This window comes from Streptomyces sp. NPDC059255 (genome assembly GCF_042752355.1).
GTDB lineage: Bacteria > Actinomycetota > Actinomycetes > Streptomycetales > Streptomycetaceae > Streptomyces.
The window spans coordinates 184522-196770 of sequence record NZ_JBHYZP010000006.1; the positions used below are offsets into that span (position 1 = coordinate 184522).

Below are 12249 nucleotides of genomic sequence, written 5' to 3' on the forward strand. Positions count from 1 at the left end.
GCTCCGGCGTTTCTCGGAGGGAGAGCTGTGGGACGACTCTTCGGCACGGACGGCGTGCGCGGTGTCGCCAACGCCGATCTGACGGCTGAGCTGGCGCTCGGTCTGTCGGTCGCGGCGGCGCACGTGCTCGGTGAGGTGGGGACCTTCGAGGGGCACCGGCCCACGGCCGTGGTCGGCCGGGATCCCCGGGCCTCGGGCGAGTTCCTGGAGGCCGCCGTGGTGGCGGGTCTCGCGAGCGCGGGCGTGGACGTCCTGCGCGTCGGTGTGCTGCCCACCCCCGCGGTGGCGTATCTCACCGGTGTGCTGGGCGCCGACCTCGGCGTGATGCTCTCCGCGAGTCACAACGCCATGCCCGACAACGGCATCAAGTTCTTCGCGCGGGGCGGGCACAAGCTCGCGGACGAGCTGGAGGACCGTATCGAAACGGTGTACGAGCAGCACAGCACCGGAGAGCCGTGGGCGCGGCCCACCGGTGACGGGGTCGGTCGGGTCCGTACGTACGACGAAGGTTTCGATCAGTACGTGGCACACCTGATCGCCGTGCTGCCCAACCGGCTCGACGGCCTCAAGGTCGTCCTGGACGAGGCGCACGGCGCCGCGGCCCGCGTCTCGCCCGAGGCGTTCGCCCGCGCGGGTGCCGAGGTCATCACGATCGGCGCGGAGCCGGACGGCCTCAACATCAACGACGGCTGCGGCTCCACCCACCTCGGTCTGCTGAAGGCGGCGGTCGTCGAGCACGGCGCGGACTTCGGCATCGCCCACGACGGCGACGCGGACCGCTGCCTCGCCGTGGACGGCGCGGGCCAGGAGGTCGACGGCGACCAGATCCTCGCCGTGCTGGCCCTCGCGATGCGCGAGGCGGGCGCCCTGCGGGGCGACGCGGTGGTCGGCACGGTCATGTCGAACCTCGGCTTCAAGATGGCCATGGAGCGCGAGGGGATCCGCCTCGTCGAGACGGCGGTCGGTGACCGCTACGTCCTGGAATCCATGAAGGAGCACGGCTACGCCCTCGGCGGCGAGCAGTCGGGCCACGTCATCGTCCTCGACCACGCCACGACCGGCGACGGCACCCTGACCGGCCTGATGCTGGCGGCCCGCGTCGCCGCGACCGGCCGTACGCTCGCCGACCTGGCGGGCGTCATGCGCCGCCTGCCGCAGGTGCTGATCAACGTCCCCGACGTCGACAAGTCCCGGGTGACGACCTCGGCGGAACTGGCCTCGGCGGTGACCGAGGCGGAACGCGACCTGGGCACCACGGGCCGCGTCCTGCTCCGCCCCTCAGGCACGGAACCGCTGGTACGGGTCATGGTCGAGGCGGCCGACATCGAACAGGCCCGCACGGTCGCGGGCCGCCTCGCGGACGCGGTGAAGGCGGCGCTGGGGTAACCGGGGCGGGGTGGGCCGTCCGGCCGAGGGGCGCGGGCGGCTCCAGCGGGACACCCGGGGCGCACCCGGGCGCCCTGGTCCTTCCGTGACTTCCGCTACGAGACTCGTGGCATGAGCGATGACACGACCATCGGGGCGGGCGAGGGGTCAGCGGCGAACGACTCCGTGACTCCCCGTGGTTGTCGGATGCCGTCGATGATGCGGGTCCAGTTGTCGCCGCCGTGTCCGTCCTCGATCGCGCGCCGGTAGTGGGCCTGTACGGCCAGGGGGAGCGCGGGGTCGAGGCCGAGGGATGCGCTGGTCTCGACGATGTGGTCGGACGTGGCGCCCATCATGGTGACCGTGCTGAGGGCGCCGGGGTGCTCCCCGGCGTCCAGAGCGGCGCCCGGGGTTTCCTCGCCGGCGCGCAGGATGGCGCCGGTCGAGTCGGCGGAGGCGAGCAGCTCCGGCAGGGCGTCCCTGGCGTTCAGTCCCGCGGTGCCCAGCATCGCGGTGGCGTGCATCAGGGCGGACAGGGTGGTGAGGAACACCGTGAGCTGGGCCTGGTACATCATCTGGGCCAGGCCCGGGTCCTCGCCCAGATGCTTCGGTGTGCCGAGCGGTGCCAGTGTCGCGCGGTGGTGCTCCATCACTTCGTCGGGGCCGCTGTAGTAGACGTGGGCCGCTTCCGTACCGACCATCGGCGCCGGGACCATGACACCACCGGTGAGGAAGGCGGCGCCGTGACCCGCCGCCCAGGTCGCTGCCTCGCGGGTGCGGTCGGGGGTGTCCGAGCTGAGGTTGACCAGTGTCCGGCCGGTGAGCGAGGCGGTGGCGGTGCCGAGGATGTCGTACATCGCCCGGTAGTCGGTGAGGCTGAGGATCACGAGGTCGCTCGCTCCGACGGCCTCGCCGGGTGTCGCCGCGAGCGTCGCCCCGTCGGCCACGACGCCGTCGGCCCGGCCGGAGGTGCGGTTCCATACGGTGACCGGGTGGCCCGCGGTGAGAAGAGTACGGGTCATCGCCCGGCCCATCGGGCCGAGTCCGATCACGGTGACGCTGCTGTTCTGTTGTTCCTGTTGTTCGTTCACCTCTCCATGCTCGGAGAGCCCCACTATTCTCGGAAGTACCCACTATTTACTGCGGTACTTACCTTTTAGTAAGGGGGCCGGCGATGGCCAGGGCGCCGAGGAACGGGCCGTACATCTGCGGCATCGACGCCGGGCTCGATGTGGTGAGCGGCAAGTGGAAGGGGCTGATCCTCTGGGAGTTGGACGCCCATGGGGTACGCCGCTTCGCCGAACTCCGGCGCGGGCTGCCGGGCGTGAGCGAGAAGATGCTGACCCAGCACCTGCGGGAGATGGAGGAGGACGGCCTCGTCCACCGGAAGGTCTACGCCCAGGTGCCGCCCCGGGTGGAGTACTCCCTGACCGAGCACGGGCACACCCTCAACCAGGCGCTCGGGCCGCTCGGTGCCTGGGGAGTCGAGCGGATACGACGCGAGGGCTCCGCGGTCGTCGACGTGACAGGGACAGGGGCAGGGACAGGGAAAGGGGCCGGGGCCGGGACCTCGCACGGGGAGCGGCCCGTCCCACCGGAGTGGGACGAGCCGCCGGCCGATCCCGCGCCCGCTACTTCGGGTCGCGGTTGAAGAGCGACGTGGACCAGAGGTAGCCGAGCACGGAGAGGGCCAGGCACCAGGCCACCGCGAGCCACCCGTTGTGGCCGATCTCGGTGCCGAGCAGCAGTCCGCGCAGGGTCTCGATGGCGGGGGTGAACGGCTGGTACTCGGCGATCGGCCGGAACCAGCCCGGCATCGCGTCGACCGGGACGAACGCGCTGGAGAGGAGCGGCAGGACCATCAGCGGCATGGCGTTGTTGCTGGCCGCCTCGACGTTCGGGCTGGACAGCCCCATCCCGACCGCGATCCAGGTGAGCGCGAGGGAGACGAGCGCCAGCAGGCCGACCGCCAGGATCCACTCCAGGGCGGTGGCGTCCGTGGTCCGGAATCCGATGGCCACGGCGACGGCCCCGACGACGACCACGCTCATCACGCACTGCAGCACACTGCCGACGACATGCCCGATGAGTACGGAGCCGCGGTGGATCGCCATCGTACGGAAGCGGGCGATGATGCCCTCGGTCATGTCCATCGAGACGGACACCGCGCTGCCGATCGTGCTGCCGCCGATGGTCAGCATCAGGATGCCGGGGACGAGATACGCGAGGTACGCGGCCCGGCCCGCTCCGCCGTTCCCGATGCCCGCGCTCATCACGTCGCCGAAGATGTAGACGAAGAGCAGGAGCAGCATGACCGGGGTGAGCAGCAGGTTCAGGGTGAGGGAGGGGTAGCGCCGGGCGTGCAGGAGATTGCGGCGCAGCATCGTGTTCGAGTCGCGTACGGCGAGGGAGAGGGTGTTCATCGGACTTCCTCCTTGGGCTGGTTGGACACGGCGGAGCCGGTGAGGGCGAAGAAGACGTCGTCGAGGTCGGGGGTGTGGACGGTGAGTTCGTCGGCCTCGATGCCGGCGGTGTCCAGCCGGTCGAGGATGGTGCGCAGGGCGTGCTGGCTGCCGTCGCTGGGGATCTGGAGGGACAGCGCCTCGTCGTCCCGGGTGGTGTCGTGGAGTGCGGTGGCGGCGGTGCGGTAGGCGGCGGGGTCGGAGAAGCGGAGCCGTACGTGGCCGCCGGGGATGAGCCGTTTCAGCTCGTCGGCGGTGCCCTCGGCGGCGATCGTGCCGTTGTTCAGTACCGCGATGCGGTCGGCGAGTTCGTCGGCCTCCTCCAGGTACTGGGTGGTGAGGAAGACGGTGACGCCACCGGAGACCAGTTCGCGGATGATCTGCCACATGTTGTGGCGGCTGCGCGGGTCGAGGCCGGTGGTCGGCTCGTCGAGGAAGATGATGCGGGGGTCGCCGACGAGGGTCATGGCGATGTCGAGGCGGCGCTTCATGCCGCCGGAGTAGGTGGAGGCGGGCTTCTTCGCGGCCTCCACCAGGTCGAAGCGCTCCAGCAGTTCGGCGGTGGTACGGCGCCCCTCGCTGCGGGAGAGGTGGTGCAGGTCGGCCATGAGGAGCATGTTCTCCTCGCCGGTGATCAGGCCGTCGACGGCGGAGAACTGTCCGGTGACGCCGATCTCGGCGCGTACCCCGTCCGGTGCGGTGGTGATGTCGTGGCCCGCGACCTGGGCCCGGCCGCCGTCGGCGGTGATGAGCGTGGAAAGGATCTTCACCACGGTGGTCTTGCCGGCGCCGTTGGGCCCGAGCAGCGCGAAGACGGATCCGGCCGGGATGTGCAGATCGATGCCGTCGAGGACGGTCCTGTCCCCGTACGACTTGCGCAGACCGACGGCGGAGACGGCGGCCGGCGACGGGCGGGCGCCGTCCTGGGTGGACGTGGGCATGACAGATGAAGGCATGGAGCCCTCCTGTGTGAAGGGTGGGATGACGTGGGCTGCGCGAGTACGGGAGCGGGGGAACGGAGGAGCGGAGGAGCGGGGGAGTGCGCGGGGCCGGTGCTCAGGCCCGGGCGCGGCGGATGTCGATGTTGCCGTGCCGGGTACGGGCGCGGACCTTGACGGTGTCCTCGGTCTGCTCCGGGGTCTCGGACGAGGTGAGCGAGTTGCGCACCTGGCCGGAGCCCGAGCTGACGTCGAGCCAGGCGGCGGTGCCCTGGCGGATGCCGACCTCGATGGCGCCGTAGGAGGTCTCCAGCTGGACGGTGCCGCGGGCCACTTCGCCCACCCGCAGGGTGCCGTGGGCGGTGGTGGCGGTGACCGAGTCCTCGGCGCGCGCGATGTCGATGTCGCCGTTGGCGCCGCTCACCCGCAGCTCGCCGGTGGCGGCGCCGACGGTCGTGGTGCCGTGCGAGTTCTTCAGCACGGCGGAGCCGTCGACGAGGCCGACGCGCAGGCTGCCGGAGCTGGTGGTGATCTCGGCCGGGCCCTCGACCCGGTCCACGGTGATCGAGCCGTGCGACGCCTTCAGGTGCAGCGGGCCGGTGGTGTCGAGGCGGACGTCGCCGGACGAGGTCTTCACGCGGACCTCGCCGAGCCGGCCCTCGCCGAGCACCTGGGTCCAGGCGCCGGTCGTGTCGACGCGCGAGCCCGTGGGCAGTTCGACCGTCACGTCGACGGTGCCGGTGCGGCCGAGCAGATTGGGCTTGGGCGTCCTGACGGTCAGTACCCCGCTCGCGTACGTGACCTCGGTCTGCTCGGCCGTCCGCAGGTCCAGGTCCCGCTTCGGGTCGCGGGGGCGCACCTCGACGACGGTGTCGACGCGGTCGCCCGCGGTGAACTGGATGGAGCCGGCTTCCACGTGCGCGGTGGTGGAGATCGCCAGGGGAGTGTCGAAAGAAGGCATGGCTGTCCCGTCCTCTTGGGTCTTCGGGGCGTCCCCGCTGGTGGGGACGTGATGTGGATGTGGATGAAGTGATGCGTGCGGCTGGTGCTGGGCGCGGGGTGCTGGGGGGTGGGTGCGGCTAGCGCACCCACCCCGAGAAGCTCTGTCCGATGGCGTGGGTCTTCTCCGTCGTACGGGGCCGCGTACCGCCGTCGACCGCGGCCGACACGGCCCGCACCAGCCACGCGTTGACCGACAGGCCCTCCCGGCCCGCAGCCTCCTCGGCGCGCGCCTTGAGGTGAGCCGGCAGCCGCAGATTGACGCGGGCGGTGCCCCCCTCGTCGCCGTCGGCCGGGGCCGGTGCGGAGGTCCTGAGCGGTTCGACGGGCGAGGTGGCCGCTTCCGTGGTGCCACTGTCGGAGGGCGGTGGTGTCACCACGAAGTCGGGGTCGAGTCCGCGCAGCCGTACGTCGACCGAGCCGGGGGCCAGCTCGCGGGTGATCTCGTCCATCGCGGCGGAGAGCACGTTGAGCATGGTCAGCCGGGTCGCCGACTCCAGGGGAGCGGTGAGCCGCTCGGCCAGTTCGCGGGCGTCTTCGCCGCCGGCTTCGGCGGCCACCGCGAGTTCGCGGCGGAGGGTGTCGACGTACGGGGTGAGGTCCATGACGCCATCATGGCACCGTTATGGCGTCACGCGCAAGCCTGAGTGGCACCTTCCGTGGGCGGGTGTGGTGCCACCCTCGTTCACCTGCGGAAACGTGGGGCGGGCGGGCCTGATCGTGGTGATGGAGTACGTATCCGTGCTCTTCGGGGGGCGTGGAATGGCGCCGGATGGCACCGGATGGCGTCAAGTGGTGCCGCGTGATGCCATGTGGGGCGCCATGGGGCGCCATGGGGTGCCATCCGGGGTGATGCGGGAAGCCGGCTGGTCAGAGCTTGCGCAGGGAGAGCCGCTGGACCTTGTGGTCCTGGCCCTTGCGCAGGACCAGAGTGGCGCGGCCCCGGGTGGGCGCCACGTTCTCCAGCAGGTTGGGCTTGTTGATGGTCCGCCATGTCGTACGGGCGTACTCCAGGGCCTCCTCCTCGGAGACCTGGGTGTACTTCGTGAAGTACGACGACGGGTCCTGGAACGCCGTCTCGCGGAGCTTGCGGAACCGGTTCAGGTACCAGCTCTCGATGTCCTCGGGCCGCGCGTCGACGTACACGCTGAAGTCGAAGTAGTCGGCGAGCGCGACCCGCGTCCTGCCGTCCTTGCCGGGCAGCGCGGGCTGGAGGACGTTCAGCCCCTCCACGATGAGGATGTCGGGGCGCCGTACGGTGAGCAGTTCGCCGGGGACGATGTCGTAGATGAGGTGCGAGTAGACGGGCGCGGTGACCTCGTCCTTGCCCGCCTTGATGTCCGCGACGAACCGGGTGAGGGCCCGCCGGTCGAACGACTCCGGGAACCCCTTGCGCGACATCAGCCCGCGCGCCTGCAGCTCCTTCATCGGGTACAGGAAGCCGTCGGTGGTGACGCGTTCGACTCGCGGGTGTTCCGGCCAGCGGGCCAGCATCGCCTGGAGGAGCCGCGCCACGGTCGACTTGCCCACGGCGACGCTCCCCGCGACCCCTATCACGAACGGGGTGCCGCGCTGCGCGCCGTGTCCGTTGCCCGCGCCCCCGAGGAAGGTGTTGAGGGCGCCGCGCAGCCCGGCGGTGGCCTGCACGTACAGGTTGAGCAGCCGGGAGAGCGGGAGGTAGACGTCCCCTACCTCGTCCAGGTCGATGACGTCCCCCAGCCCGCGCAGCCGCTCGACCTCCTCGGCGGTCAGCGGCAGTGGCGTCCTGTCGCGCAGCGCGCTCCACTCGGCCCGGCTGAGGTCGACGTAGGGCGTCGGCCCGTGGTCGGCCCGGCGGGCGGGGCTCCGTGGCGGCGGTGACGTCGGCGTGGTGATCACCCGGCCATTGTCCGGGGCGGGCGGAGGCGTGCGGGAGTCCGCCGGGGGTGGGGTCGGTCACGTGGCGTGTACGCGAGGTCCCCGCGCGCCGGTGCGCGGTCTGCGACGATGCCGCCCGGAACGAGGGGGAAAGCAGGCAGAGCGATAGAACAGCCAGGAAAAGCCAGAAAAAGCCAGGAAAAGCAAGGAACAGAAAAGAACAGCCAGGAAGGGAACGGTATGTGCGGAATCGTGGGTTACGTGGGCGGACAGTCGGCGCTCGATGTGGTCATCGCGGGACTCAAGCGCCTGGAGTACCGGGGGTACGACTCCGCGGGGGTCGCCGTCCTCGCCGACAGCGGGCTGGCCGCCGCCAAGAAGGCGGGCAAGCTCGTCAACCTGGAGAAGGTGCTGGTGGAACGCCCGCTGCCGGGCGGTGTCACCGGCATCGGCCACACCCGCTGGGCCACGCACGGCGGCCCCACCGACGCCAACGCCCACCCCCACCTCGACAACGCGGGTCGCGTCGCCGTCGTCCACAACGGGATCATCGAGAACTTCGCCGCGCTCCGCGCCGAGTTGGCCGAGCGCGGTCACGACCTCGGCTCCGACACCGACACCGAGGTCGTCTCGCACCTCCTCGCCGAGGCGTTCTCCTCCTGCGGCGACCTCGCCGAGTCGATGCGTCAGGTCTGCCGGCGGCTGGAGGGCGCCTTCACGCTCGTCGCCGTCCACGCGGACGCGCCCGATGTCGTCGTCGGCGCGCGCCGCAACTCGCCGCTGGTCGTCGGGGTCGGGGAGGGCGAATCGTTCCTCGCCTCCGACGTGGCCGCGTTCATCGCCCATACGCGCTCGGCGATCGAGCTGGGCCAGGACCAGGTCGTGGAGGCGCGCCGCGACGGCGTGACCGTGACGGACTTCGACGGCGCCCCGGCCGTGGTCCGCTCGTACCACGTGGACTGGGACGCCTCCGCCGCCGAGAAGGGCGGCTACGCCTCCTTCATGCTCAAGGAGATCGCCGAGCAGCCGAAGGCCGTCGCGGACACCCTCCTCGGCCGGATCGACGCCGAGGGCGCGCTCACCCTCGACGAGGTGCGCATCCCGGCGGCCGTGCTGCGCGAGGCGGACAAGGTCGTGATCGTGGCGTGCGGTACGGCCTTCCACGCCGGGCTGATCGCCAAGTACGCCATCGAGCACTGGACGCGGCTGCCCTGCGAGGTGGAGCTGGCCAGCGAGTTCCGCTACCGCGACCCGATCCTGGACCGGCGCACGCTCGTCGTCGCGATCTCCCAGTCCGGGGAGACGATGGACACGCTGATGGCGCTGCGGCACGCCCGCGAACAGGGCGCGAAGGTGCTGGCCATCTGCAACACGAACGGCTCGACCATCCCCCGGGAGTCCGACGCGGTCCTCTACACGCACGCGGGCCCGGAGGTCGCCGTCGCCTCGACCAAGGCGTTCCTGACCCAGCTCGTGGCCTGCTATCTGGTCGCGCTCTACCTGGGCCAGCGGCGCGGCACGAAGTGGGGCGACGAGATCCGCGACGTCGTGCGCGACCTGGGGCGGATCGCGGGCGAGGTGGAGCGCGTCCTGGCCACGATGGAGCCCGTACGGGCCCTGGCGCGCACTCTGAAGGACAAGGGGACGGTGCTGTTCCTGGGCCGGCACGTGGGGTATCCGGTGGCCCTGGAGGGCGCCCTCAAGCTCAAGGAACTCGCGTACATGCACGCGGAGGGGTTCGCGGCCGGCGAGCTGAAGCACGGCCCGATCGCCCTGGTCGAACAGGATCTGCCGGTGGTGGTCGTCGTACCGTCGCCGCGCGGGCGCTCGGTGCTGCACGGCAAGATCGTCTCGAACATCCAGGAGATCCGGGCCCGGGGCGCGCGCACGATCGTGATCGCGGAGGAGGGGGACGAGGCGGTGGTGCCGTACGCGGACCATCTCATCCGGATCCCCGCGACGCCTACGCTGCTCCAGCCGCTGGTCGCCACGGTGCCGCTGCAGGTGTTCGCGTGCGAGCTGGCGACGGCGCGGGGCAACGAGGTGGACCAGCCGAGGAATCTGGCGAAATCGGTCACGGTGGAGTAGCCGCCGTGGTGGAGTGATGCGGAGAGAGGGAGTTCAGTGATCATCGGGGTGGGGATCGACGTCGCGGAGATCGACCGGTTCGGGGAGTCGCTGCGGCGCACCCCGCAACTGGCCGACCGGCTCTTCCTGGAGAGCGAGTTGCTGCTCCCCGGCGGCGAGCGGCGCGGTACGGCCTCCTTGGCGGCGCGGTTCGCCGCGAAGGAGGCCCTGGCCAAGGCGCTCGGCGCGCCCGGCGGGCTGCACTGGACGGACGCCGAGGTGTACGTCGAGGAGACCGGACGGCCACGGCTGCGCGTGACGGGCACGGTGGCCGCGCGCGCCGCCGAACTGGGCGTACGGAACTGGCACGTCTCGCTCAGCCACGACGCGGGGGTGGCGTCGGCCGTGGTGATCGCGGAGGGTTGAGGCGAGAGGAACGGCAGGGGAGCCGGGGAGCCGGAGAGCCGCTGAGGAGAGAGCAGGAGAGAGCAGGGCTGATGCGTACCGCCTACAGCGTGGAGACCGTGAGGAACGCCGAGCGCGAGCTGATGGCGCGGCTGCCGGAGGGTGCGCTGATGCAGCGCGCCGCCGCCGGTCTCGCCGCCGCCTGCTCCGGGCTGCTGAAGGACCTGCTCGGACGGGTGTACGGGGCACGGGTCGTCCTGCTCGTCGGCAGCGGCGACAACGGCGGCGACGCCCTGTACGCCGGTGCCCGGCTGGCCCGCAGGGGCGCGGGCGTCGCGGCGGTGCTCCTCGCCCCCGACCGGGCGCACGCCGGCGGGCTGAAGGCGCTGCTCGGCGCGGGCGGCCGGGTCGCGGACGACCCCTATGAGGCGCTGGCCGCCGCCGACCTGGTGGTGGACGGCATCACCGGCATCGGCGGCCACGGCGGGCTGCGGCCCGACGCGGTGCCGGTGGTGAGGGCGGCGGGCGGCGCGGATGCCGTGATCGTCGCCGTCGACCTGCCGAGCGGGGTCGAGGCGGACAGCGGCGAGGTCGAGTCGGCGGAGCGGGCGGTGCGCGCGGACGCGACGGTCACCTTCGGCGCGTACAAGCCGGGCCTGCTCATCGACCCGGCGCGCGAACACGCGGGCGCGCTGCGGCTGGTGGACATCGGCCTCGCCCCGCACCTGCCGTCCGTCCCCGACCTGGAGGCGCTGCAGCACGCGGACGTGGCGCGGCTGCTGCCCGTGCCGACCGCGGAGAGCGACAAGTACCGGCGGGGCGTCGTCGGCGTCGTCGCCGGCTCGGCGCGCTACCCGGGCGCGGCGGTCCTCGCCGTCTCGGGCGCGCTGCGCGGCGGCGCGGGCGCCGTACGGTACGTGGGCCCCGGCAGCGAGGCGGTCCTCGCCCGCTTCCCGGAGACACTGGTGCACGAGGGCCCGCCCTCGGAGGCCGGCCGCGTCCAGGCGTGGGTGGTGGGCCCCGGGCTCGGTGAGGGCTCGTGGGCCCGCTCGGCGGTGGCGGAGGTCCTGGCCTCGGACGTCCCGGTGCTGGTCGACGCGGACGGCCTGCGCCATGTCACCCCGGAGGCGGTACGCCCCCGTACGGCGGACACGCTGCTCACCCCGCACGCGGGCGAGGCGGCGGCGCTGCTCTCCGTCCCCCGCGCCGAGGTCGAGGCGGGCCGGCTCGCGGCCGTACGGGAACTGGCCGCCCGGTACGGCGTGACGGCCCTGCTGAAGGGCTCGACGACCCTGATCGCCGCCCCGGACCCGGCGACCCCGGTCCGCGTCAACCCCACGGGCACCCCCTGGCTCGCCACCGCGGGCAGCGGCGACGTCCTCTCCGGCCTCGCGGGCTCCCTCCTCGCCACCGGCCTCCCCGCCCGCGACGCCGCCTCGGCCGCCGCCTACCTGCACGGCCTGGCGGCCCGCCTGGCCTCGCACGGCGCACCGGTGGCGGCGGACGACGTGGCGGCGGCCGTGGGGGAGGCGTGGCGGAACGTGGTGGGGGACGGGGGCTGACGGGGATGAGTGAGCAGATCACGGCGGAGCAGTACGACTCCTGGACCGAGGCGCGGTGCGCGGGTATCGAGATCGTGGACGGGACGGTCGTCGTGAGCCCCCGCGCGTCGAAGCGGCACAACCGCTTGGCCCGAATTCTGGCCAACGCCCTGGATACCGCCGCCGGTCCCGACTGGAACGCCGATACGGACTTCGACGTCCGGCTCCAGGACGTGCCGCTCACCAATCGCCGTCCGGACGTCGTCGTGTACCGGGCGGACACCATCGACATCACCCCGACCCGTCCCGAGCATGTGCTGCTGGTCGTGGAGGTTGTCCCGCCCGGCTCGGAGACCACCGACCGGATCGTGAAGGTGGAGCAGTACGCCCGGGCCGGCATCGCCTTCTACTGGAGGATCGAGCAGACCGCGACCGGCGTTCCCCTCCTGTACACCTATGTGCTCGATCCCGCGGCCAGGGTCTACCGGAACGGGGACGTGTTCACCGGTGTGGTCAAGGCCGTGGCGCCGTTCCCGGTGGAGATCGACCTCGGCCGGATCTGACCGGGCGGGTGCCCGCGCGGGCGCCCGCCGTACCGTGATCACACGGGCCGGC

At 72.1% G+C, this 12249-nt stretch carries 12 protein-coding genes; 6 read left to right on the forward strand and 6 right to left on the reverse strand.

The genetic code is table 11. The annotated features are described in order from the left end of the window. Window positions 1-27 precede the first annotated feature (27 nt). A complete protein-coding gene (gene glmM / locus ACFXKG_RS11230; RefSeq protein ID WP_384835684.1) occupies window positions 28-1386 on the forward strand; it encodes a phosphoglucosamine mutase in 1359 nt (452 codons plus the stop codon). A gap of 95 nt (window positions 1387-1481) precedes the next feature. Here the strand turns inward: glmM and ACFXKG_RS11235 are convergent, their stop codons facing one another. Next, a complete protein-coding gene (locus ACFXKG_RS11235; protein ID WP_384835687.1) occupies window positions 1482-2456 on the reverse strand; it encodes an NAD(P)-dependent oxidoreductase in 975 nt (324 codons plus the stop codon). Window positions 2457-2539: 83 nt separating this feature from the next. On the opposite strand from ACFXKG_RS11235, the gene ACFXKG_RS11240 reads away from it, so the two are divergent. After that, window positions 2540-3016 (forward strand): winged helix-turn-helix transcriptional regulator, encoded by a 477-nt coding sequence (locus ACFXKG_RS11240; protein ID WP_384835689.1) that lies wholly within the window; start codon window positions 2540-2542, stop codon window positions 3014-3016. On the opposite strand, the gene ACFXKG_RS11245 is transcribed toward ACFXKG_RS11240, so the two are convergent. The 5 genes from ACFXKG_RS11245 to coaA all read right to left on the reverse strand — a co-directional run bounded on the left by ACFXKG_RS11245 (window position 2997) and on the right by coaA (window position 7639). After that, window positions 2997-3788: an ABC transporter permease gene (locus ACFXKG_RS11245; RefSeq protein ID WP_384835692.1), complete on the reverse strand. Its 792-nt coding sequence runs from the start codon at window positions 3786-3788 to the stop codon at window positions 2997-2999. The two genes, ACFXKG_RS11240 and ACFXKG_RS11245, sit on opposite strands and share 20 nt — an antisense overlap. After that, a complete protein-coding gene (locus tag ACFXKG_RS11250) occupies window positions 3785-4783 on the reverse strand; it encodes an ATP-binding cassette domain-containing protein (protein WP_384835695.1) in 999 nt (332 codons plus the stop codon). The genes ACFXKG_RS11245 and ACFXKG_RS11250 overlap by 4 nt, the downstream gene beginning before the upstream one ends. Before the next feature lie 100 nt (window positions 4784-4883). Then, the gene (locus ACFXKG_RS11255) at window positions 4884-5726 is read right to left on the reverse strand and encodes a DUF4097 domain-containing protein (protein WP_384835698.1); all 843 of its coding nucleotides are present in this window, start codon (window positions 5724-5726) and stop codon (window positions 4884-4886) included. Between the two features lie 118 nt (window positions 5727-5844). Then, a complete protein-coding gene (locus ACFXKG_RS11260) occupies window positions 5845-6369 on the reverse strand; it encodes a hypothetical protein (protein WP_384835700.1) in 525 nt (174 codons plus the stop codon). Between the two features lie 265 nt (window positions 6370-6634). After that, window positions 6635-7639: a type I pantothenate kinase gene (coaA, locus tag ACFXKG_RS11265; RefSeq protein ID WP_384835938.1), complete on the reverse strand. Its 1005-nt coding sequence runs from the start codon at window positions 7637-7639 to the stop codon at window positions 6635-6637. A 222-nt stretch (window positions 7640-7861) separates the two neighbouring features. Between coaA and glmS the strand changes: the two genes are divergently transcribed. From glmS to ACFXKG_RS11285, 4 genes are all read left to right on the forward strand, one after another. Beyond that, window positions 7862-9709: a glutamine--fructose-6-phosphate transaminase (isomerizing) gene (glmS, locus tag ACFXKG_RS11270; RefSeq protein ID WP_384835703.1), complete on the forward strand. Its 1848-nt coding sequence runs from the start codon at window positions 7862-7864 to the stop codon at window positions 9707-9709. 36 nt (window positions 9710-9745) lie between these two features. Continuing rightward, window positions 9746-10114 carry a holo-ACP synthase gene (locus tag ACFXKG_RS11275; RefSeq protein ID WP_384835706.1) on the forward strand — a complete coding sequence of 123 codons (369 nt, stop codon included), beginning with the start codon at window positions 9746-9748 and terminating at the stop codon, window positions 10112-10114. Between the two features lie 71 nt (window positions 10115-10185). Further along, window positions 10186-11655 (forward strand): NAD(P)H-hydrate dehydratase, encoded by a 1470-nt coding sequence (locus tag ACFXKG_RS11280; protein WP_384835709.1) that lies wholly within the window; start codon window positions 10186-10188, stop codon window positions 11653-11655. 5 nt (window positions 11656-11660) lie between these two features. Beyond that, window positions 11661-12197: a Uma2 family endonuclease gene (locus ACFXKG_RS11285; RefSeq protein WP_384835712.1), complete on the forward strand. Its 537-nt coding sequence runs from the start codon at window positions 11661-11663 to the stop codon at window positions 12195-12197. Window positions 12198-12249 lie beyond the last annotated feature (52 nt).